The sequence below is a fragment of the Bradyrhizobium forestalis genome, from assembly GCF_002795245.1.
GTDB classification, from domain to species: domain Bacteria; phylum Pseudomonadota; class Alphaproteobacteria; order Rhizobiales; family Xanthobacteraceae; genus Bradyrhizobium; species Bradyrhizobium forestalis.
Genome location: NZ_PGVG01000038.1, coordinates 1 through 22250, shown reverse-complemented (window position 1 = coordinate 22250; position 22250 = coordinate 1). Strand labels below are relative to the sequence as shown.

Below are 22250 nucleotides of genomic sequence, written 5' to 3'. Positions count from 1 at the left end.
GCGCATCGGCCCTTATGCCGTCGGATGTAATTTCATAGTCCTCGCCGCGATGCCTGAGCCAGCCTGCCTTTACCATCGCGATCGCGGTCTCTTCATTGCATAACCGGTGGTTACCGCCGGGATAGTACAATTTCCCATCATGTGCGACCAAACGGCCGTACAGGTGCGCTTGCCGTAGCACTCTCCGCATTCTGGGCGTGGGGTTGACCATGATGCCCATAAACCTTGGGGCTCAGCAGTCCTTCCGAACGAAAATATAGCGCGGCGCGCTGCCCGCGGCGAGAAGTATTACCGAATTGATCACCGCATTGATCGCGCAACTGACGTTGCCGCGCGGGGAGATGGGCGCTTCCTGACCAAGCGAAAGGCTGGCAGACCACCGTCAAGCCGCAATTGATTGCGGCCTCAAGGTGCCGCTTTCGTTCAGCCTGTTTTGCTGGGCTGTGGCGGCGCGCGCGATCGTCGCGCACGCCGCCACGCCGTCAGTAAGAATACGGCTGCGAGTACGCGTAGCGCGGGTTGATGCCGCAATAGGCCGAGGTGCCGGAAGCCGTGGCGGCACATTGCTGGTAGCTGGCGAACTGACAGTTGCCGGGATAGCCCCAGCTGCGGCCTTGCAGGCAGTATCTGTCGTTTGCGGCCTGGGCCGGCGCCGCCGACAGCGACGCGGCGATCAAGGTCGCGAACGATGCAAGCGTGAGGATGGTGCGACGCATTTCAGTCTCCTTCGAGCGGGGTGGAACGGCCATGCCTTGCCGTTCCCCGTGGCCTGTTCGACGCACGGTCATGCAGTGTTGGTGTCGGCATGGCGCGATGCGTTCGAGATGAGGCACATCATGACGCAGGCCATGGTTCGTAATGTGATCTCCACCACAGTTCCGGTGTGGGATCGGACCTATTGTCGACAGACTTGCACGCGTCGATGCCGGAGGCCTACGCTGGTCTCATCCGGATCAGGCAATCTTGGAGGTTCTGATGCAGAAATCATATTTGCTGGCCGCGACGGCAGCGCTGGTGCTTATGACGCAAATGCCGCTCGCTCTGGCGCAGGGCGCTCCAGCCGCCGGCGGAACCGCTGCGCCTGCCGCGACAACCACTGCGCCGGCTGCGACGACGACAGCGCCAAGCGCGACCCCCGACAGCTCCAGCCAGCCGACCGACACCAAGAAGAGCGCGTCGAAGAAGCCGGCAAAGAAGAAGATGACCCGGCAGCAGGAGATCGATCATTCGATCGACACCGGCACCGTGCCTGCGCGCTACCGCAGCTCGGTGCCGAAGCAGTATCAGCAGTATATTCCGTTCGACAAGCGGTAGCGGATCGGACGGCGACGCGATCGAACGTCGTGCCGCCGGCGCCATCGAGAGGTGGATACGGTCTTAGTAAGGCAGTCTTGATGATACGGTCTTGGCCGGGCGGCTTCCGGCCCCACCTCCGCGGTGGCGGTCTGCGAGAGCAGTGCTAGAGTAGGGCGAAGCCGGGGGGAATGATGAGTGACGAGCTGAGGGATGCTGGCCTTGTGGCCATGATCAGCAGCATCCTGGGAGGCAACAAGCGCGCAGACAGTGTTGCACCGCCGCCGCTCGCCGAGGTTCCACCGATGGTGCCGGCGGATGCGGTGGAGCAGACATCCAGCTTCGATCCGCCGGCGGCCAAAGCCGAGAACGCGCCCGATGCCGCGCCGGCTGCCACGAAACCGGCCGAGCCGCCTGCGCAAATCGCGACCACGCGGGACGGCAAGCGCCTGCTGCCGGCGGAGGCGATCGCCGATCTCGTGCTGGGCGAGCTGCGCAAGCTGGAAAACTTCCCGAACTCTGGCGTCTCGGTCACGGTCTATGGTTACCGGCACTGGAACGCCATGCTCACCTTTGCGCCGTTCTCGACCAGTTTCCAGAATGCAACCCGGTTCCGCCAGGCCGTGCCGGACCTCGTCTTCAAGCTCCGCCGTTTCGTCGAACTTGAGATATAGTCTCTTGCCATCGGCGGCTTACGGCGTCGCCATCCAACCAGCTCGACAGGATATTCAATTGAGCGTCGCCTTCACCAAGGAAGAGAGCGCCGAAACCGCGTCCGAGACGCTGTTGCCGGACCGCCCGATCTCGCCGCATCCAAACCTCGTGACGGAGGCAGGCTTCAAGGCGTTGCAGACGCAGCTCGCCGAAGCGCGCGAGGCCTATGAAGCCGCGCAAGCCATCGAGGACGTCAACGAGAAGCGCCGGCAGTCGGCGGTGCCCCTGCGCGATGCCCGCTATCTCACCGAAAGGCTGCGCACGGCGCAGCTCGTGCCCGATCCGACCTCGACCGAAATCGTCGCCTTCGGCAGCACCGTGACCTTCAGCCGCCCCGACGGCCGGGTGCAGACCTACCGCATCGTCGGCGAGGACGAGGCCGATCCGAAGGCGGGGTCGATCTCGTTCGTCTCGCCGGTTGCGCGGTCGCTGATGGGAAAGGCGGTCGGCGACGTCGTCGGCTCAGGCGCGCAGGAGATCGAGATTCTGTCGATTGCGTAGGAGCGGAGGGCGAGGCGACGATCGCGTGGCAAAGGGCGCTATCGACAGGAGCAATCTCATTCGCCTAAAGCATGATCCGGAACAGCGCGAGGCCGTCGTCTCCGCCAAACAGAGCTTGATGGTTGGATGAGACGGTTTCTGTCGGGAGCGTTGCCGTTCTACGCGCTGGCCGGATTGGCCATGTGCATGTACCTCGTCTTGTACAGGACGAGCCTCGTCGACTTGAACGCCATCGTCCAGGGTGCGACCGGTTCATCCTGGTTTCTGGTCTTCATGTTCGTCTGCGTGCTGCTGGAGGCGGTCTTCCCGTATTTCGGCTATTTTCCCGGAACGGCGCTGATCCTGATGTCCGTGGCGCTGAACCCGAAGGCCGCGGATGGCTCCGTCTTTGTCGTGGCGTGGCTCGCCATCATCCTGGGCGCCGTTCTCAGCTACGCACAGGCTCGTTTCTTCAGGCCGTTCCTGCAGCGGGTGGCCTCGAAGGCGGCCCTGCGCCGATGCGAGTCGTTGTTCGATGCCTATGGCCGCTATGCGCGCATTGCATTGTTCGTTCATCCCAACGCCTGCGCGATGTATTTCACGGCGCTCGGACTGCTCGGCCGGAGCCTCACGCGAGAGCTCGCTTATCTCTGCGCGGGTGCGGCGGCCGCCGTGGGCATTCTGTTCGTCATCGTGACCAGGCTCGTGTCGTCCATCGGCCCCACCGACGATGGCGAATTGCAGGTGCTGCTGGCAGTGGCGCTGGTCGCCATGGGGACCCTGATCGGTCTCTACACGGCCTGGCGGCCGAAGGTGGCCTGAAGCCTGCTCCGTCGTTGCTTAGGCCAAGGGGCCGCGCTTCGCGCGCACCCGTTGGCTCGCAATGACGACGAATCATCGCGCTTTACACCTCCGGCAGTTCGACGCCCGTCAGCTCGCTCAATTTGCCGATGAGCTGGTCCTGAAATTTCGGATCGGTTGCCTCGCTGGCCGGCTCTTGCTGCTCGAGATGATGCCAGTAGCGCCCGCTCACCAGGGCTGCGGAATCCTCGCTGACCGCCAGCCAGGTTTGCGTCCGTTGTCCGGTGTCGATATCGCCTGGGGCGCCCGCGCCGCCCATCTTCGTGCGCACCCAGCCGGGATCGACGGCATTGCTCAGGACCTCGGGCCAGCGTCGTGCCAGCGCGAAGGCGAGCGCGACGATTTGCAGCTTGCTCTCGGCGTAGGCCTTTGCCGAGTCCCAAGCCCGTTTCCTCCAGTCAATATCGTCGAGCGAACCCTCGCCGCCGCGGTGCAGTCCGCTGCTGAGATACACCAATCGGCCCGGCCGCTCGATCAGGGCCGTGAGCAGGTACGGCGCAAGCGTGTTGATGGCCAGGGTTTCGGCATGGCCTTCCGGCGTCGCGCCGCGGCTCGGCCGCGTGTAGACGCCGGCATTGTGGATGATCGCATCCATGCGCCCGATCGCGTTGACCTGATCCGCGATGCTTCTCGTCTCTGCCGCGCTTCTGAGATCACCGGCCACCACCCCCGCGGCACGCGAGGTAAGCTCGCCGAGCGTTGCGGCACGATCGGCCGACCGCGCATGCAGCACCACGCGGTGCCCCTGATCGAGGAGTGACTGCGCCGCCGCCCGGCCGAGACCGTCGGTGCTGCCGGTGATGAATATGGTCGCCATGCGCCGCTCCTCCGGATGTTTCGTGTGCAGTGTACCGCGCCCCGCGCACCATTTCCGAGACTGCCGCGATCGCCGAGGCCTGCCGCCATGCGGGCACGACGCAAATCGGCCTGCAGCGGCAATTTGTGGGAACTCGCCGCTTCGGCAGATCGCGCAGGCGAATTGACGCGTAGTCGATTGAAAATCAACTAATGATACGTCTGGTCGGAAGCACCTGATGGTGGAATAATTCCTGACGCTTTGTTGATTGGATTTGAGGTCGGCCGCAAACCGGTTGGCGACGTGGATTTTCATCATGGCCGCACTTCCTCAGGACGTTGTGGCGGACCTGCAGCAGGAGAACGCGCGGCTCCTGGCCGAATTGCGCGCCGCACAAGATCGCGAGACCGCCACCGCGGACATTCTCAAGATCATCGCCAGCTCGCCATCGGAGGTGAAACCGGTATTCGACGCAATCGCGAGGCGCGCCAATGCCCTGCTCGGCGGCTTTTCGACGACCGTATTCCGCTTCATCGACGGCACGGCCCACTTGGCGGCGTTCACGCCGACGAATCCCGCCGCCGATGAAGCTTTGAAGAAGATGTTTCCGCGGCCGATTGCCGATTTCGAGAGCTTTGCGAGGACGCAGGCCGGTAAGGTGGTGCCGACCCCCGATACCGAAGCGCTGACGAACGAGATCAAATTCATCGCGCGTGCCCGCGGCTTTCGCAGCATGTTGTTCGTTCCGCTCGCGGCCGGCGGCGTGGTGATCGGCATGATCAGCGTCACGCGGGCCGAGCCGGGCAGCTTCGCTCCGCATCATGTGCAACTTCTGCAGACCTTCGCCGACCAGGCCGTCATCGCCATAGAGAACGTCCGGTTGTTCGATGAGGTGCAGGCGAAGACGCGAGATCTCGCCGAATCGCTCCAGCAGCAAACCGCGACTGCCGATGTGCTGAAGGTGATCAGCCGCTCGACCTTCGATCTGCAGACCGTGCTCAACACGCTGGTCGATTCCGCGGCACGGCTGTGCGAAGCGGAGATGGCATTCATCATGCGCCGCGAAGGCGATGAATATCAGGCCGGAGCAGCGGTCGGGTTTTCCGAGGAATACATCGCGTTTCTGCAGGCTCACCCGATTGCCCCCGGCCGGAGCACGGTCACGGGCCGGGCCGTACTCGAGCGCCGTCCCGTGCAAATCCTGGACGTCGCCGCAGATCCCGAATACGGCCTGCACGAGTCCATTGCCATGGCTGGCCAGCGCACGGCGCTCGGCGTTCCCCTCCTGCGCGAGAATGAGCCGATCGGCGCGATCGTAATCGCCCGCAAGCGCGTGCAGCCGTTCACGGAAAAGCAGATCGAGCTGGTCGCCACGTTTGCCGACCAGGCCGTGATCGCCATCGAGAATGTCCGACTCTTCGAACAATTGCAGACCAGGACGCGAGACCTGTCCGAGGCGCTGACGTACCAGACCGGTAGCGCCAATATCTTGCGGGTCATCGCTTCCTCGCCGACCGAGGTCGGGCCGGTGCTCAAGGCGATCGTGGACAGCGCATGCGGGCTGTGCGAGGCATATGATGCGCTGGTCGTTCTGAGGGATGGCGACGATCTCGTCATCCAGGCACACCATGGACAAGTTCCCGTGGTGTGGAGCCGACGATCGATCAGTGTCAAATCGCCCACCGGCCGGGCGATTATCGACCGTCGCACCGTTCATGTGCACGACCTGCTCGGGCCGGAAGGGGAGGAGTTCCCGACAGGACGCGAATATGCGCTTCGCTCCAACGTTCGGACCGTTCTGAGCGTGCCGCTGTTGCGCGACGGCGAGAGCATGGGTGCGATCGTGCTTCGTCGCACGGAGGTTCGTCCATTTGGCGAGAAGCAGATCGCTCTGCTTCAGACTTTTGCAGATCAAGCCGTGATCGCCATCGGCAACGTGCGCCTGTTCGAGCAATTGAACGAATCGCTGGAGCGGCAGACGGCAACGTCGGAGGTGCTGGAAATCATCAGCGCTTCATCGGGCGCACTGACGCCGGTCTTCCACAAGATGCTGGAGAATGCGACGCGGATCTGCGGCGCCGGGTTCGGCACCATGAACCTCTACGAAGAAGGCGGCTTTCGCACCGTCGCATTGCACAATGCGCCGCAAGCCTACGTTGACACCCGCCTATACCAGCACATTCGCCCGCATCCGGCGAGCGGGCTCGGCACTGTCGAGAAAACTCATCAGACGGTTCATATCGACGATATCAGGACCCAGCCGCCCTACGTCGAGGGCAACCCCAACGTTCGCGCGCTTGCCGACCTTGCCGGCGCAAGGACCCTCGTCATCGTACCCATGCTCAAGGAAGACGAGCTGATCGGCACGATCACGATCTTCCGCCAGGAAGTCAAACCCTTCACGGACAAGCAGGTCGAGCTCGTATCCAACTTCGCACACCAGGGCGTGATCGCGATCGAGAATGCACGCCTGCTGAATGAGCTGCGCGAGCGTACTATGGAACTGTCGCAATCGCTGGAGGAATTGCGAAATGCGCAGGATCGGTTGATCCAGACCGAGAAGCTTGCCTCGCTCGGGCAACTCACCGCCGGCATTGCGCATGAGATCAAGAACCCGCTCAATTTCGTCAATAATTTCGCTGCGCTTTCCTCCGAACTGATCGACGAACTCGGCGACGCGCTGCGCTCAGCCGGACTCGGCGAGGCCGCAAGGCAGGACATCGACCCGCTGATACACTTGCTGCAGGGCAATTTGGAAAAGATCGTGCAGCACGGAACGCGCGCCGATTCCATCGTCAAGAATATGCTTCTGCACTCTCGCGAAGGGTCTGGCGAGCGCCGCGCGGCCGATATCAACGCCATTCTCGAGGAAAGTCTCAACCTTGCTTATCACGGAGCGCGCGCTGAAAAAGCCGGCTTCAATGTCACGCTTGAAAGGAATCTCGATCCGTCTGCGGGGGCGCTCGAGCTGTATCCTCAGGAGATCACGCGGGTGTTCCTCAATCTCGTTTCAAATGGCTTCTACGCCGCCAGCAAGCAAAAGGACGCCGCCGGCGACGGCTTCGAGCCAAGGCTGCGCGCGACGACCACAAACCTCGGCGGCGCCGTCGAGATCCGCATTCGCGACAATGGCGCCGGCATCCCGGCCGGCGTGAGAGAGAAGATATTCAACCCATTCTTCACGACCAAGCCCGCGGGCGAAGGAACCGGCCTTGGCCTTTCAATCTGCCACGACATCATCGTGAAGCAGCACGGCGGCAGCATCGAGGTCGATACCGAGCCTGGCGGCTATACGGAGTTCATCATTACGCTGCCGCGTACGCTGGCGGCACCATTGCAGACCGGAGGCAGAAGTCGAGCGTCTATATAATGGTGGTCGACGACGAGCCCGATGTCGAGGCGCGGCAGGTCGCATCACCGCAACCATTGTCGATGACAAACCGCAACGGCTCGCAGGGTGAAATCATGGTAGGCGCTATCCCAAGTGAAACCAGGCATTTTACGTCAATGTTCACCGAAAACACCGGGGGTTGAAAATGAAGACGCTCTTGGTCCCGCTTCAAAATATTCCGATGATGACATCCACGCTCGAGGTCGCCGTACGCCTCGCGCAACGTTCCGGCGCCTATATCGAAGGCTTTCCGCTCCGGTTCGGCATCCCTCAATATGCAGCCGCGGAATTGGCCACCGGCATTCTCTTGGAGTCGTATGAGGTAAAGAGCGAAGCCGAATTGAACGACATGCGCAATTTTTTCGAAGCCTTCATGCTGAAGCACGATATTCCTCGAGCCACTGCGGGATCGAATAGACCATGCTTCAGCTGGCTGGAGACCGCGCCTGAGGGCGAAGACTTTGTCGGAAGTTATGGGCGCGCTTTCGATCTGATCGTGATGGCACGGTCTGACATTGATGCTGCGGGCCCTCACCGTCGCGCGATTGAATCCGCGCTGTTTGAGAGCGGCAGGCCCGTCCTGCTGACGCCATTGAATGCACCAAGAAGCATCGCGACAAACATCATGATCCACTGGAACGGTAGTACCGAGCAAGCTCGGGCCAACGCATTTGCCATGCCGTTGCTTCGTCTGGCCGAAAGGGTATCGGTCCTAACCGTTATTGGCGGCCAGGGAGTGCCAGGACCATCTGCCGATCAGATCGTCCAGCAACTGCGGTACAATGACATTGCAGCCCAGGTGAGAAGGGTTGAACTGGAGAACCGCGACACCGGAGAGGCGGTCCTCGACGCCGCCAGAGCTGAAGGCTGCGATCTCTTGATCAAGGGAGCCTTCACCCGCACCCGGCTGCGGCAAATGATATTCGGCGGGGCAACCAGCTATATCCTGGAGCACGCGGATCTGCCTGTTCTAATGGCTCATTAGAGCGCCGGGCATCATGGCAATTTCGACGCGGTTGATCCCGCGCCACCTGGACAGTATCTCCGCGTGACCGACGAGGCCGAGGCGGTTGGGCGCAAAGGTCCCGTCCGTCGGCGCGATGCTCCCATCCGCGAGCGGGTCCCGCGTTGCGGCAGCTGGCGAAGCCTTAGCGCGTACCAGGCGAGGCCAGGCATCGCTGCGATTCCGGCCGCCCACAGCTTGGGGCGGAGTTGGTCGACGGCTGTGCCCCACTGCGCTTCCAACCCCTAGCCGGACAAGTCGCCGAACAATCAGTTCGAGTCAAACGCAGGTACGGCCCGTTCATATCGATGTCGCGCCAACGTCACAGCCGTTGGTTAACGGAGCGTTCGTGCCAGTACCAAGCCAAACAGCCAGGGAGCAGAGCATGTCGCACCATCACCACCACGGCGATTATCATCCTTTCAAGAAATTCAAGTTCGGGACCAATGGAAACGACGCCATTCAAGGGTCGGATCAGAGCGACGTCATCTTTGGGTTCCAGGGCAATGATACCATCGTCGCGGGCCTCGGCAATGACATCGCCTTCGGCGGCCGCGGCAATGATTGGATCGACGGCGGCAAGGGAAACGATACGCTGTTCGGCGAGAGCGGTAATGACGCCCTGATCGGCGGCGATGGCAATGACGACCTGCATGGCGGCCGCGGCCGGGATCTGCTCATCGGCGGCGCGGGCCGGGACCAACTGGACGGAGATCAGGGCAATGACAAGTTCCTGTTTCGCCAGGGCATGGGTGTGGACACGATCGAGCATCTCGATGCCGGCGACCGGGTCGATGTCCGCGACTTCAACATTCCGTCCTTTCAGGCGCTGATCAATTCCGCGCGCCAGATCGGCCACGACGTTCAAATCGATCTCGGTGGTGGCGACAAGCTCATCATCGAGCATGCCCGCATTTCTGATCTTCACGCCGAGCAGTTCATCGTGTCCGATGAGGTGAAGGGCGCGTCGAGCTCACAGACGCCCTACCTGCTCAGCAGCGACTCCCACGTCTACACCGAGTCGTTGCTGACGACCGGCGACAGCGTGAACGGCTACAAGATGGCCGGCATTCCGGACGGCCTCGGCGCGTTCGACAATGGCGACGGCACCTTCACCGTGCTGATGAACCATGAACTTCCCGCAGCCGCGGGCATTGCCCGCGCTCATGGCGGCACCGGCGCGTTCGTGTCGGAGTGGGTCGTTGACAAGACGACGCTGCAGGTCCTGTCGGGCAAGGATCTCATCCATGACGTCTGGATGTACGAGGGCGGCACCTATGTCGACCACAACGCCGGCGGCAGCCCGGTGACGTTCAACCGGTTCTGTTCGGCCGATCTGGCCGATTCGGGCGCGTTCTACAATGCGCAGACCGGGCTCGGCTTTGACGGCAGGCTGTACCTCAACGGTGAAGAAGGTGGCGTCGAGGGACGAGCTTTTGCCCATGTCGTCGGCGGCCCCCAGGACGGTAACAGCTACGAGCTGGCCTGGCTCGGCAACATGGCCTACGAGAACGTGGTCGCCAACGCGCATACCGGGGACAAGACCGTTGTCGGCATGATGGATGACGGCCAGAACGGCCAAGTCTACTTCTATTCCGGCACCAAGCAGTCGACCGGAAATGCCATCGAAAAAGCCGGGCTGACCGGCGGCCATCTGCTCGGAATTCACGTCACCGACTTCGAGGGTTCCGCGAACAATGCGCAGAGCAACACCAGTCCGCTTGGTGCCGACGAGAAGTCCGCCTTCACCATGATTGACCTCGGCGATGTCAGCGGCAAAACCGGCGCGCAGATCGACGCGGACAGTGAAGCTGCGGGTGTGACGACCTTCCTGCGGCCGGAGGACGGCGCATGGGATACCCTCAATCCCAACCGCTTCTACTTCGTGACGACGAATGCGTTCAACGCGCCGAGCCAGCTGTGGGCGCTGGACTTCGCCGACGCGTCGCATCCCGAGCTTGGCGGCACCATCAAGCTGCTGCTCAACGGCAGTGAAGGCCAGCAGATGCTCGACAACATCACCGTCGATTCGCACGGCAAGCTCATTCTTTGCGAGGATGTCGGCAACAACGCCCATCTCGGCAGGGTCTGGCAATACGATCCCGCGACCGACGCGTTGACACAGCTCGCCCAGCACGATGCAAGCCGCTTCGTGACGGGAGGTGCAAACTTCCTGACCCAGGACGAAGAGGCATCGGGGGTCATCGACGTCTCGCACATCCTCGGCAACGCCGGGGAAAACGTCTACCTGATCGACACGCAGTCTCACCTCAATGTGGGAGGCGAGCTCGTCGAAGGTGGCCAGCTACAGCTGATCCACCAATATCTCGTCTGACGCCGGTCGCCCGACGAGGATACCGCCCAATGTGGAGGTGCCGGGCTCCTGGCCCGCACCTCTGCTGCTGTCAAACGGCTGTCATGAATCATGGACAGTTAGAAGCAGCTCCATCGCTTCTTCGATGAAGCGTGGTCGGTCCGAGACGATCAACCCCATCGTAAGCCGCGGAGTAATTGCGTGTGATGCTGGCTAACCAAGCAGGCGTTTCCACGGACGTGGAATCGGAGCTGCGCGCCGCGCTTCGATCATGCCGCATGGCTCTGGTGGGCATTGCAGCGTTCAGCGGATTGATCAACATCCTCAGCCTGACCGGCTCCCTCTACATGCTGGAGGTCTATGATCGCGTGCTGCCTGGCCGCAGCGTATCCACGCTGGCCGGCCTGACGATCATTGCGGCCTTGCTGTTCGTCTTTCAGGGCACATTGGAAGTGGTTCGCGGCCGAATGCTCGTTCGCATCGGGAACCAGATTGACTGGCGCATCAGTGACCGCATCTACGATTTGTTGGTTCGCCTTCCGCTTCGCACACGCAGTGGCGGAGACGGATTGCAGCCGGTTCGCGACGTCGACACCATTCGATCGGTGATGTCGGGCTCCGGTCTGCCTGCCCTGTTCGATCTGCCTTGGCTGCCGTTCTACCTCGCCATCTGCTTTGCTTTCCATCCGCTGATTGGCACGACAGCGCTCGGCGGCGCACTCGCGCTGGTGATGTTGACGCTGGTGACCGATCGGCTGTCGCGGCAATCCGTCCGGAAGGCGTCGAGCTATGCCGCTGCACGCAACCGCCTTGCGGAAGCCAGTCGTCGCAACGCGGAAGTCCTGATCGCGATGTCGATGTCGTCCCGGTTTCTGGAGCGATGGCGCAAGCTGGGCGATGCTCATCGCAGGCAGCAAAGGATCGCCAACGATATCTCGGGAGGCTTCGGAGTCACCGGACGGATGCTGCGCATGATGCTGCAATCGGCCGTGCTCGGAGTTGGGGCCTATCTCGTCATTCGACAGGAAGCATCCGGCGGGATCATCATTGCCAGTTCCATCCTGACCGGTCGCGCACTTGCACCGGTGGATGTCACGATCGGCAACTGGAAGAATTTCATCGCCGCGGCCCAAAGCTGGCGGCGCCTCACCGGGCTCATGGCGGCATTGCCAGCATCCCCTGAAAAACTGCCTTTGCGGCCCCCGACACGATTCCTCGTCGTGGACAAGTTGTCCGTCGCGGCCCCTGGATCGGAAAAGCTCCTGGTTGCCGATGTCAGCTTTCACCTGAAGGCAGGCAGCGGGCTTGGCATTGTCGGCGCCAGCGGCTCGGGAAAATCCTCGCTGGTGCGCGCCCTTGTCGGCGCATGGCGGCCATCGCGCGGCGTCATCCGGCTCGACGGTGCATCGCTCGAGCAATGGTCGCCTGACGCACTGGGAAATCACATTGGATACCTGCCCCAGGACGTCGAACTGTTCGAGGGCACCATCGCCGAGAACATTGCACGGTTTGCACCTGACGCTTCGATGGAACAGATCCTTGCCGCTGCCGAAGCCGCCGGCGTCCACCCGCTCATCGTCAGCCTGCCCGATGGATACAACACCCAGATCGGCGAACAGGGCGCACTATTGTCGGCGGGGCAGAGGCAGCGCGTTGCGCTCGCGCGCGCGCTCTATGGAAATCCCTTCCTGGTCGTGCTCGACGAGCCCAATTCCAATCTGGACATCGAGGGCGAGGAGGCCCTGACGCGCGCAATTCTCTCCGTTCGGGCCCGAGGCGGCGTTGTCGTCATCGTCGCACATCGTTCCAGCGCGCTGGTTGCCGCGGACTTCGTCATGACGATGGCCCATGGCAGGCAGCAGGCGTTCGGGTCCAAGGAGGAAGTGCAGTCGCTGGTGGCGAGGCGGGAAGCTGGGCCGCCTGCCGCGCCGTTCAAGGTTGTTGTCCCACAACCGGCCGCATCCACATGACCACCGCGACATCCGGCGAAGATCGCAGCATGCGCCATCATCTGCTTGCCGGCGTCGTTCTGGCGGCGGGGCTGACCGCGGGGATCGGCGGCTGGGCCGCCACCACCGAGCTGTCGGGAGCGGTCACCGCCGCCGGATCGGTGGTCGTCGACTCCAATGTCAAGAAAGTCCAGCATCTCACCGGCGGTGTTGTTGGAGAGCTGATGGTTCGCGAAGGCGACCATGTTCGCGCCGGTGAGACATTGGTGCGGCTCGACGAAACCGCCCTGCGTGCCGGCCTCGCCATCTATGCCAAGGGACTGGACGAGATGCGCGCCCGCAAGGCTCGTCTTGCCAGCGAGCGAGACGGTGCCGACAGTCTCGTCATTCCGCAGGAGTTGCTCGAGAACGCTTCTGCGGAATTCGTCGCGGCGCTCGGCAGCGAACGCAAGCTGTTCGAGTTGCGCGCCACCGCGCGTCGCGGCCAAAAATCCCAGCTTCGCCAGCGGATCGCGCAGCTCGAGGATGAGATCCGCGGCTATGCGGCTTTGCAGCAAGCCAAGGCGGAAGAGATCGAATTGATTCAGCGCGAACTGACCGGAGTGCGCGGCCTCTGGGAGAAGAATCTCGTCCAGATAAACCGTCTTACCCTCCTGGAGCGCGAAGCCGCGCGTCTCAAGGGCGAACTCGCGCAGTCGGTCGCGTCCACGGCTCAGGTCCAGGGCAAGGTCACCGAAATCGGGCTGCAGATCCTGCAGATCGACCAGGATCTCAGCAGCGAGGTTGCCAAGGAATTGCGCGAGATCGACGGCAAGATTGGCGAATTCATCGAGCGCAAGGTGACGGCCGAAGATCAGCTGAAGCGGGTTGACATACGTGCTCCGCAAGATGGCGTGGTTCATCAACTCAACGTCCATACGGTCGGCGGCGTGGTAAGCCCGGCCGATCCCGTCATGCTGATCGTGCCGGAAGCCGACCTGTTGATGGTGGAAGCCAAGGTTTCTCCGGCCGACATCGACCAGCTATACGTCGGTCAATCGGCAAGCCTGCGATTCTCTGCATTCAACCAGCGCACGACGCCGGAGATCGAGGGCAAGGTCAGCCGTATCTCCGCCGACGTGACGCCGGACCAACGTACGGGTCAGAATTACTACACGGTACGTGTCTCGATCATGCCCGAGGAGCTGGCACGGCTCGGCACCGTCAAGCTCGTGCCCGGCATGCCGGCGGAAGTCTTTGCCAAAACCTACGATCGCAGCATCTTGTCGTATTTCACCAAGCCCCTCTTGGACCAGGTGGCCCGGGCGTTCCGCGAGCGTTGATGCGGGGCGGTGTCCATCGGCCGCCAAGCTCTGCACATGGTGAGTGACCCTAAGCCGTCCGACTTGCGCCCGCTGAGCCGTATGACGCAGAGCTCAGGTTCGACCGACCGCCCGGTGAGCCTCTCCCTGATCATGCCATCCTGCCGCTGTTTTGCCCGACGAGTCAATCGCTAATTCGGAAAAAGAGAAAATACGTAACCCATTGATCCGACTGATGTCGGCGTTGTTTTCGCAGTTTTCGTTGAGACGGCCTCCCACTGGTGAGGACCGGCGGCGACGAGATCATGGGCATCACCCTGGACATACAGGGCCTCGAGTTCGCGCTGCTGGCGACCGACCATGACATCAACGGCACCGGTCTTGACAAGGCGCTGTATCGGCCTGGCGCTTTTGTCTTCCGGATGGGGGCGACCACGCACCGCATCCAACTCTCGTGGGAAGACGGGCTGTCCCATGAAGACGTGATTATCACTTGGAAGCGCTGAAAACTGACCGATCCAATATTTTTGGGACGACATTGATGTCTCCCCCGGAGCGACATAGATGTCTCTCCGCCCGAGGCAGAGAAGTCCTACGAAGTAACACTTATCACGTAATAGCACTCAGCGGACAGTTAGCACACAGACACCCAGTGTAGCCAGGACATGGGTGTCTCCCCATTACCCTGCTTCATCATATTGAAAGTCCATTTCAACGAGAGCATGTTCGCATCATGAAAACGAAAACACAGACCGCAAGCAACGTCGTCCAGCTCCAGCCGAAGAAGAACGGCAGGCGCGTGGAGGACAAGTGGACGCCACAAGTAGCGAAGTTCGGGTATATGTCCTGTCCGAACTTGCTCCTGTTTGCCCAGGCAAAACTGAAGATCACACCGATGCAGTTCAATGTGCTCGCGCACATCTTTCAGCACTGGTGGGATGCGGACCGCGACCCTTACCCTGCCAAGGATACGATAGCTCGGCGGATGAGGCGTACGCCTCGGCAAATACAGAGATACCTGACCGAGCTCGAAAATTTGGGGTTAGTCGAACGGAAGTCGAGATACTCAGGACAGGGAAGGCAGATCAACAATGCCTATTCGTTCAACGGCCTGATCAAGAAGCTCAAGGCACTTGAGCCCGAGTTCACGAAGGAGCAGGAGCAGAAGAGGCTCAGGAGAAAGAAACTCGAGACGGCCGGCGCTGGCTGACCGTCTCGTCGAGATCGCGGCTTAGCTCAAAGGATAGAGCCCTGCTTTCGATCTGGGTAGTCTCGCAATACCTACCTAGAGGCAGGAGCGTGCGGGTTCAAGTCCCGCAGCCGCGCCCAATTTCCACGAGGCAGGTATGTTCGATGATATTCCGGACTCCCCAAGGGAGCAGGTACAGATGATGGAGAGCATATTGCTCGCTGCCTGCGAGGGTAACCGCGGTAGCTCGGGCATGTACAGCCAGCTGCGGGGTCTGCTGATGCAGGATCCGACCCTTGCGCCGCTGCTGCCGCCTTTTGTTAGGACATGCCGGGATCTCAATCATTTTTGGTCGTATATTAAGGGCGTGGACAAATCGTGGGAGCCACGCCGTCTTCATGTTCGCAGCGAGTTGTCTCCCCTGTTTAACTACCTCGAAGGGACGAATCGCTCGCCTGTCGACTCCGTTGCATCTGATGCGCTCGCATCGTTCGACGCTGATGGCGTGCACATAGTATGGGAGAAGGCCCTAAATCGGCGTCATAGAGACCCAGAAGGGGCGATCACCAGCGCTAGAACCTTACTTGAAACGGTCTGCAAGCGCGTTCTCGATGAGAGCGGCCGGACCTACAATGAAAGGGATGATTTGCCAGCACTCTACAAGTCAGTGGCAACGGAGCTGAAGCTGGCTCCGAGCCAGCACACCGAAGATATCTTCAAGCGGATATTAGGTGGGTGCACAAGCGTAGTTGAAGGACTTGGGTCGCTCCGCAATCGCATCGGTGACGCGCATGGACAGGGCGGAAAACCTATTCGGCCGTCAGCCCGCCACGCTCAACTTGCCGTCAACCTCTCAGGTACGATGGCAACTTTCATCGTTCAGACCTGGAAGGAAAAGAACACGTAATATCACACCGTCGAGCGAATACTCCGGACTAGATTTCGGCGGCTTGCATTCTTTGCAAAGGGCGGAACAAATTGAATTTCGAAAAGCCCATCTATCATGAACGATATTGTGCATTCGTTGACGTCCTCGGCTTCAAGGAGGTTGTGAAGGACATTAATCGAGGTCTCATCACCCCGAAACGGGTAATCAAGCTACTCAAGCAAATCCAAACGCCCTATCGTCGTTGGCATGGAGACAGCGCATGGCAGGAAGACTTCCGCTCTATTAGTATCTCAGATGCCATGGCCTTCAGTACCGAGCCAACTCCAGGTGGCCTTAGAATCCTACTCGATTTAATCGAGCTCTTGACCGTTGAGTTGCTTGCAGAAGACTATTTGATCCGCGGGGCTATCACTCTTGGGCCGCTCTATCACAGCGGCGATATCATTTTTGGCGAGGCGCTCGTTAGGGCTTACGAAAACGAGGCAAGGTTAGCTCGTTATCCACGAGTAGTCTTGGAAAGTCGAATATCGGATGCGGCGGAGCGATGCGGCCACGGGCACGCGGTCCGCCAGGCCAGCGACGGAATGATGTTCGTAAACTTTCTGAATGGCGTTGTTGCCGAAGTGTCGGCCGCGAAATTCAACTCGCGAGGAAACGAATTTTACGTGAACAAAGATGTCACCTACTATCGCAACATTCGCGACAACCTGCAGGCCAAATTACGGAGCACGCGCGACAACCCAAATTACTTCGAGAAAATCCAATGGATTAGCGGTCAATGGAACGACGCTATCGCCTCAGTAAAAGTTGACATTCCGCCGATAACAGGTCCTGGACTTTAGCTCTCCTGCGAGCAGATGTACGCGGTACGCGGCACAGGACGGAAAGACTCAGAGAAATCTTGATCCAAGAGAAGTGGTGGGCGCACTGGGACGAACAATGGACCTCTCGCGTGTGAAGCGAACGCTCTCCCGCTTAGCTATGTGCTCGTAGATGGCGTGCGGCAGAGCTCGTGCGCGGCATCCCGATAGGCCTCCGGGACAATGCCATCATGCCCCTGTTTTGCCCGACGGAGCAAGGGGGATTCGGAAAAGCGCAAGCCCTTGATCCGACTGACGTCGGCTACTGTGCATGGGGTTGTTTTCGACATTTTTTGATTCTGGCCCCCAAAGGCAGCCAGAGGATGGATGGTGGGCGCACAAGGGATCGAACCTTGGACCTCTCCCGTGTGAAGGGAACGCTCTCCCGCTGAGCTATGCGCCCGGGACCATCATGCAGGCGGCCGGACTTTCGGCCGGCCGGCACATCGGAGCCCGCGATTTAGAAGTGCGGGCTTAAGGTGTCAAGTTTCCAGGCGCCCAAGGTCCGGAAAACCTCGCGTCAATCCGGTGATTCGCCAGGGAAACCGCCTTTTCAGCCCAGTTACGCGCCCTGCTGGCGGGCGCGGGAGGCGTGGGCCTGCAGCGCGCGGATGCGCTCGGCCAGCGTTCCGCCGCCCTCGGGCAGGCTGGCGGCGGCCGCCCCATTGGTTGCGGCATCATTGGCCGGGCGCGGCGCCGGCTTCGGCGGCTGGCCGGCCTCGGCCGCGAGCAGCGCCTCGATCGGCGAGTTCGGGCCTTCGAGCTGCATCGCGAGCTTGGCGACTTCCGCCGCGATGTCGTTGATGCGCTCGCGCAGAAGCGCGTTCTCCATCCGCTCGGTCGCCCAGGAACTCTCCGCCTGCTGCTGGATCGCGTTGATGTCGCGCTGGAGCTTGGCGCGCTCGTCGCGCGCGGTGCGGAGCTGCTCCTCCAGCGCGGCCTTTTCCGCGCGCAGCTGTTCCATGGCCGCCGACGATTTGCCGCCGCTCAGGGCGGCGATCTCGACGCGCAGCTCCTTAATGGTGCGCTCATTGCTCTCGTTGGCCTGGCGGAGCTGGTTGTTCTCATAGTCGCGCTCGGCGAGCAGCTTGCCTTGCGTGGCAAGGCGCCCCTCGAGGTCGGCGACGCGGCCCGACAGCATCTCGGCTTCCTTGACCTGCACGAGCAGCTGACGATCGAGCTCGGTGACGCGCTGGCCCAGATTCTCGACGCGTCCGCGGGCCTCGCCGAGCTCGCGCGAGGCGGTCTCGGATTCGGTCCGCTCCTGCGTAAGGCGCGCTTGCGTCGCGGCAAATTCCTTCTCGGCATCGCCGACGCGGTTCTTCAATGCCTCGATCTGCGCGCGCACGGCGACCAGCTCGACCTGGCGGCTCTCCGCCATCATCGAGCGGTCGGAGAGTTCAGAGTTGATCTTGGCGAGCTCGGCCTGCTTGTCGGCCAGCGCGATCTCGGCCTGGCGCAAGGCTTCCGTCTTGGCGCTGAATTCCTCTTCGGTGGCGCGGAGCTGCTCCTTCACCGCCTTCTCGCGCGCCTCCAGCGCGAAGATCGTGGCGTTCTTCTCGCCAAGCTCGATCTTCATGCGGTTGATGGCGTCGCTCTTCTTGCCGAGCTCGGCGAGCTGGCTCGTGGTCTTGTTCTTGAGCTGCTCGACGCTCATCTCGAGCCGCCGCGCCGACATGGCGAATTCGGCACGGAGCTGGTCCTTGTCGGCCTGGATCTCGGCCATCGACAGCGGGGTTGCGGCCTCGAGCCGGCGCGTGGTCAGGCGTACCGCGCGGTTATGCACCAGCGGCACGATCGCGAGCCCGCACAGCATCGAGAGCAGGAAACCGATCGCCAGGTACATGATCGGTTCGACCATGGGCCAGAACTCCCAAGCTTAAGGAAAAATTCACCAACGACAATGCCATGGCGGGCCGGCAAAAAGCCAGCCCCGCTCTGTCGTTAACCTTGATCGGTCGGCGGATGGGAGGGCGAGGACCTAGAACGGGTTCCAGGTCGCCCGCGGGGTGTATTTGAGATAGCCGATATTGGCGCCCAGCCGCAGGCCGAGGCCGGAGCGGATCGGCACCAGCACGATGTTGTTGGAGGTGAGCGCGGTCATGCCGAAGCCGCCGATGATGTAGGCCGAGCCGTCGATGCCGCCGAAGCGCTGGTAGATCGCGTTGGTGGCGGGCAGGTTGTAGACCAGCGTCATGGTGCGCGCGCCGTCGCCGCCCCAGTCGAAGCCGAGCGAGGGACCCTGCCAGTAAACCCTGAGGTCGCCGGCATTCTTGGTGTAGAGCGTGCCTTCGCCGTAGCGCAGGCCGGCGACGAAGGCGCCGGAGCCTTCCTCACCCAGGATGTAGCCGTTCGGCAGGCCCCATTGGCTGACCGCCTTCTCGATGATCGAGGCGAGCCCGCGCGAGACGTTGCCGAAGAAGCGGTGGCCGGCGGTCACCAGCTCGTCCGGCCCATAGGTATTGGGCGTCGGGGTCCGCTGCGGCGGCGGCAGGTTAGGCGGCGGCGCCTGCTGGGCGGAGGCCGGCACGATCCAGCCGATCATCGCGGCAAGCGCGAGCGCAGCAAGGCGTGATGCGAAAGTCATAAAAGAACCCCTGGTACCGAAACCGGTCGCTTCCTTAACCTGACGCCAACAGGCACGGCTCTAGGTTGCGCCGAATGTCCCCTCGACTCGGATGTTATCCGCAGCAACTATGACGGCACAACGGCAGGAAGATAGCCCTTTGCGCCCCGGAATTGCCTTGATCGGCCGCCTCGTCTGCCTGCTGGCGGGCATTTGGTTCGCCTGCCCAGAGTTGCCGGTCGAGGCCGCCACCACCGAACGGATCGTCGTCAACCGCTTCACCGGCGTTGCCATCGAGGGTTTCGACCCCGTCGCTTATTTCGTCGCCGGCACCGCAGTGCAGGGGACGGCGGAGTTCGAGGCGAATCTCTGGGGTGCCGTCTGGCGCTTCCGCAACGAGGGCAACCGGGCTTCCTTCCTGGCCCATCCCGAGATTTATGGTCCGCAATTCGGCGGCTATGACCCCGCCGATATCGCTCGCGGCGTCACCATCGCCGGCAATCCCCATTTCTTCGCGATCGTGGCGCAGCGGCTGTATTTGTTCAGCCGGGAAGCCAATCGCGACGCCTTCGTCGCCGATCCCGAGCGCTTCCTCTATGAGGTCGGCAAGCGCTGGCCGGCCCTCCGAGATCAGCTCGGTCAGTAACAAGCTCGGTCAGTAGCAGCCTACCGCCTGCGGGTCGCCCCAGGCGATGAATTCCGGGATGATGAAGCCCGTGGCGCTGCGCTGGCCGAAGCTGAGCTCGCCGCCCTTGCCGTCGGTCACCCTGCCGCCAGCCGCGGTCACGACCGCGCAGCCGGCCCCGACGTCCCATTCCGAGGTCGGCCCGAAGCGGGGATAGATGTCGGCGCTGCCTTCCGCGATCCGGCCGAATTTCACGGCCGAGCCACACGTCATCCTCACGGCATTGGGCCTGTTGTCGATGAACGCCTCGCTTTTGGGATCGCCATGCGAGCGGCTCACCGCCGCGACCCAGGGTTCTCCTCGCGTCGGCAGCTTGCGGGTGTGGATCGGCTCGGCCGCCCCGATGCTTGCGCCGCTGAACGCCACCCGCTCGGCGCCACGGCCGACGATGCCGCGCCAGAGCAGTCCGAGCGCGGGCGCGCTGACGATGCCGAGCAGCGGCACGCCGTCCGTCACGAGCGCGAGGTTGACGGTGAACTCGTCGCGGCCGGCGACGAACTCCTTGGTCCCGTCGAGCGGATCGATCAGGAAGAAGCTGCCCTGGAACGGTGGGGCGGCGAGCTGGGTCCGCTCTTCCGACAGCGTCGGAACGTCGCCGGCGAGCTGTGCGAGGCCGTCTGCGATGATGCGGTCCGCGGCCAGGTCGGCCTCGGTCACCGGCGAGCCGTCCTGCTTGCCGTCGATCCGCATGGCGGCGCGGTTGACGGCAAGAATCGCTTCACCCGCCTTCACCACCAGCGCGGTGAGCGGCTCCATCAATCCGGATGCGGCCTGGGCGTCGATGATCCTCACCTGCATGCCTCATTCATCGGCAAGTCTGCCCTCTCGGTTGATTCGCCCGCAGCTCTTATGGCCGCCTCGAACCTATCGCAAGCTAGCTGCCACCGGCTGGCGAATGTTAGAACCCGCAGCATCCGTCAAGCATGCGTGATTCGCGGCGTCCAGCGCCGTGCAATTCCAGGAACCCTCCAGGACCCCATTATATGTCTGACGCCTCGTCGCCCGCGACCGCTACTGCTCCCGATATGCTCGAACTCGCAGCGCTGTTGTGCTCGCGGGTCTGCCACGACCTCATCAGCCCCGTCGGCGCCATCGTCAACGGGCTCGAAGTGCTCGACGACGATCCCAAGCCGGAGGATCGCGAGTTCGCGCTCGATCTGATTCGCAAGAGCGCCAAGACCGCCTCCGCCCGGCTCCAGTTCTGCCGCCTTGCCTTCGGCGCCGCCGGCTCCTCCGGCGCCCAGATCGATCTCGGCGATGCCCAGACCATGGCGCGCGGCCACATCGAGGACGGCAAGTGCTCGATCACCTGGAATCTGCCGCGGCTGCTGCTGCCGAAGAATCGCGTCAAGCTGCTGCTCAACATGCTGGTCGTTTCCCAGCACACGATCCCGCGCGGCGGCATGCTGACGGTTGATCCGATCGGCGAGGGCGAGACGATGAGCTTCCGCATCACAGCGACCGGGCACAATGCGCGCTTGCCGCAGAACATCTCCGAGCTCTTGAGCGGCGAGCGTGGTCCGGCTGCGGATGCGCATGCAATCCAGCCTTACTACACGCGGCTGCTCGCGCAGTCCTGCGGACTTACGGTGACGCTTGCGCCCGAAGGCGAAGCCATCATCGTTAGCGCTTCGTAAACATACCCGTCGCGCTCGGCTGCTTAATCGAATCTTTATGAGGCGCTTCGGCTTGTCCGGAGCGCCTTATCTCTTTGTTGGTTCCGTTCTTTTGCACATACTCAACCATTATTAAACGCTTTGCGGTGAAGCTGGCCCCATTCCGAAATGGCGCATCACGCCTCGTGCGCGCCCTTCCTGTATGAAGGCCTGTTTTCATGGATGATCTGTTGCGGGAGTTTTTGACGGAGACCAGCGAGAGCCTGGACACCGTGGACAATCAGCTGGTGAAGTTCGAGCAGGAGCCGAACAACGCCAAGATCCTGGATAACATCTTCCGCCT

At 62.0% G+C, this 22250-nt stretch carries 21 protein-coding genes and 2 tRNA genes; 17 read left to right on the top strand and 6 right to left on the bottom strand.

The window, feature by feature from the left end:
- Positions 1 to 482: 482 nt before the first annotated feature.
- Positions 483 to 716 carry a DUF3551 domain-containing protein gene (locus CVM73_RS31230; protein WP_100235621.1) on the bottom strand — a complete coding sequence of 78 codons (234 nt, stop codon included), beginning with the start codon at positions 714 to 716 and terminating at the stop codon, positions 483 to 485.
- A 259-nt stretch (positions 717 to 975) separates the two neighbouring features.
- Here CVM73_RS31230 and CVM73_RS31225 point away from each other — a divergent pair, with 259 nt between their 5' ends.
- The 4 genes from CVM73_RS31225 (at position 976) to CVM73_RS31210 (ending at position 3309) form a co-directional block, all read left to right on the top strand.
- Positions 976 to 1314 (top strand): hypothetical protein, encoded by a 339-nt coding sequence (locus tag CVM73_RS31225; RefSeq protein WP_100235620.1) that lies wholly within the window; start codon positions 976 to 978, stop codon positions 1312 to 1314.
- Between the two features lie 173 nt (positions 1315 to 1487).
- Positions 1488 to 1967 (top strand): hypothetical protein, encoded by a 480-nt coding sequence (locus CVM73_RS31220; protein ID WP_100235654.1) that lies wholly within the window; start codon positions 1488 to 1490, stop codon positions 1965 to 1967.
- A gap of 58 nt (positions 1968 to 2025) precedes the next feature.
- Positions 2026 to 2508: a transcription elongation factor GreA gene (gene greA / locus CVM73_RS31215; RefSeq protein WP_100235619.1), complete on the top strand. Its 483-nt coding sequence runs from the start codon at positions 2026 to 2028 to the stop codon at positions 2506 to 2508.
- 126 nt (positions 2509 to 2634) lie between these two features.
- Positions 2635 to 3309 (top strand): hypothetical protein, encoded by a 675-nt coding sequence (locus CVM73_RS31210; protein ID WP_100235618.1) that lies wholly within the window; start codon positions 2635 to 2637, stop codon positions 3307 to 3309.
- A gap of 82 nt (positions 3310 to 3391) precedes the next feature.
- Here the strand turns inward: CVM73_RS31210 and CVM73_RS31205 are convergent, their stop codons facing one another.
- Positions 3392 to 4165 carry an SDR family NAD(P)-dependent oxidoreductase gene (locus tag CVM73_RS31205; RefSeq protein WP_100235617.1) on the bottom strand — a complete coding sequence of 258 codons (774 nt, stop codon included), beginning with the start codon at positions 4163 to 4165 and terminating at the stop codon, positions 3392 to 3394.
- A gap of 295 nt (positions 4166 to 4460) precedes the next feature.
- Between CVM73_RS31205 and CVM73_RS31200 the strand changes: the two genes are divergently transcribed.
- The 11 genes from CVM73_RS31200 (at position 4461) to CVM73_RS31160 (ending at position 17022) form a co-directional block, all read left to right on the top strand.
- A complete protein-coding gene (locus CVM73_RS31200) occupies positions 4461 to 7514 on the top strand; it encodes a GAF domain-containing protein (RefSeq protein ID WP_100235653.1) in 3054 nt (1017 codons plus the stop codon).
- The gene (locus CVM73_RS39860; RefSeq protein ID WP_158237628.1) at positions 7514 to 7678 is read left to right on the top strand and encodes a hypothetical protein; all 165 of its coding nucleotides are present in this window, start codon (positions 7514 to 7516) and stop codon (positions 7676 to 7678) included. The genes CVM73_RS31200 and CVM73_RS39860 overlap by 1 nt, the downstream gene beginning before the upstream one ends.
- A 2-nt stretch (positions 7679 to 7680) precedes the next feature.
- The gene (locus CVM73_RS31195) at positions 7681 to 8520 is read left to right on the top strand and encodes a universal stress protein (protein ID WP_100235616.1); all 840 of its coding nucleotides are present in this window, start codon (positions 7681 to 7683) and stop codon (positions 8518 to 8520) included.
- 85 nt (positions 8521 to 8605) lie between these two features.
- Entirely contained in the window at positions 8606 to 10873 is a 2268-nt protein-coding gene (locus CVM73_RS31190) for an alkaline phosphatase PhoX (protein ID WP_100235615.1), read from the top strand.
- A gap of 185 nt (positions 10874 to 11058) precedes the next feature.
- Positions 11059 to 12822 (top strand): type I secretion system permease/ATPase, encoded by a 1764-nt coding sequence (locus CVM73_RS31185; RefSeq protein WP_100235614.1) that lies wholly within the window; start codon positions 11059 to 11061, stop codon positions 12820 to 12822.
- Positions 12819 to 14123, top strand: coding sequence for an HlyD family type I secretion periplasmic adaptor subunit (locus CVM73_RS31180; protein ID WP_100235613.1), 1305 nt, complete (start codon positions 12819 to 12821; stop codon positions 14121 to 14123). The genes CVM73_RS31185 and CVM73_RS31180 overlap by 4 nt, the downstream gene beginning before the upstream one ends.
- 284 nt (positions 14124 to 14407) lie before the next feature.
- Entirely contained in the window at positions 14408 to 14608 is a 201-nt protein-coding gene (locus tag CVM73_RS31175) for a hypothetical protein (RefSeq protein WP_146006687.1), read from the top strand.
- A gap of 227 nt (positions 14609 to 14835) precedes the next feature.
- Positions 14836 to 15312 carry a helix-turn-helix domain-containing protein gene (locus CVM73_RS31170; RefSeq protein WP_100235611.1) on the top strand — a complete coding sequence of 159 codons (477 nt, stop codon included), beginning with the start codon at positions 14836 to 14838 and terminating at the stop codon, positions 15310 to 15312.
- Between the two features lie 15 nt (positions 15313 to 15327).
- A tRNA-OTHER gene (locus CVM73_RS39855) sits at positions 15328 to 15431 on the top strand.
- A gap of 17 nt (positions 15432 to 15448) precedes the next feature.
- A complete protein-coding gene (locus CVM73_RS31165; RefSeq protein WP_100235610.1) occupies positions 15449 to 16198 on the top strand; it encodes an abortive infection family protein in 750 nt (249 codons plus the stop codon).
- 71 nt (positions 16199 to 16269) lie between these two features.
- Positions 16270 to 17022 (top strand): hypothetical protein, encoded by a 753-nt coding sequence (locus CVM73_RS31160; protein WP_100235609.1) that lies wholly within the window; start codon positions 16270 to 16272, stop codon positions 17020 to 17022.
- A 346-nt stretch (positions 17023 to 17368) separates the two neighbouring features.
- Here the strand turns inward: CVM73_RS31160 and CVM73_RS31155 are convergent.
- The 3 genes from CVM73_RS31155 to CVM73_RS31145 all read right to left on the bottom strand — a co-directional run bounded on the left by CVM73_RS31155 (position 17369) and on the right by CVM73_RS31145 (position 19627).
- Positions 17369 to 17443 (bottom strand) — tRNA-Val (locus CVM73_RS31155).
- Between the two features lie 159 nt (positions 17444 to 17602).
- Positions 17603 to 18901, bottom strand: a complete 1299-nt coding sequence (locus CVM73_RS31150; protein WP_100235608.1) for a coiled-coil domain-containing protein — start codon at positions 18899 to 18901, stop codon at positions 17603 to 17605.
- Between the two features lie 120 nt (positions 18902 to 19021).
- On the bottom strand, positions 19022 to 19627 hold the full coding sequence (locus CVM73_RS31145) for a DUF1134 domain-containing protein (RefSeq protein ID WP_100235607.1): 606 nt from the start codon (positions 19625 to 19627) through the stop codon (positions 19022 to 19024).
- 139 nt (positions 19628 to 19766) lie between these two features.
- On the opposite strand from CVM73_RS31145, the gene CVM73_RS31140 reads away from it, so the two are divergent.
- Positions 19767 to 20252, top strand: a complete 486-nt coding sequence (locus CVM73_RS31140) for a YHS domain-containing (seleno)protein (RefSeq protein ID WP_100235606.1) — start codon at positions 19767 to 19769, stop codon at positions 20250 to 20252.
- Positions 20253 to 20261: 9 nt separating this feature from the next.
- On the opposite strand, the gene CVM73_RS31135 is transcribed toward CVM73_RS31140, so the two are convergent.
- A complete protein-coding gene (locus CVM73_RS31135; RefSeq protein ID WP_100235605.1) occupies positions 20262 to 21089 on the bottom strand; it encodes a 3'(2'),5'-bisphosphate nucleotidase CysQ family protein in 828 nt (275 codons plus the stop codon).
- A 185-nt stretch (positions 21090 to 21274) separates the two neighbouring features.
- Here CVM73_RS31135 and chpT point away from each other — a divergent pair, with 185 nt between their 5' ends.
- Positions 21275 to 21928: a histidine phosphotransferase ChpT gene (chpT, locus tag CVM73_RS31130; protein WP_167407156.1), complete on the top strand. Its 654-nt coding sequence runs from the start codon at positions 21275 to 21277 to the stop codon at positions 21926 to 21928.
- The last annotated feature ends 322 nt before the right edge of the window (positions 21929 to 22250 follow it).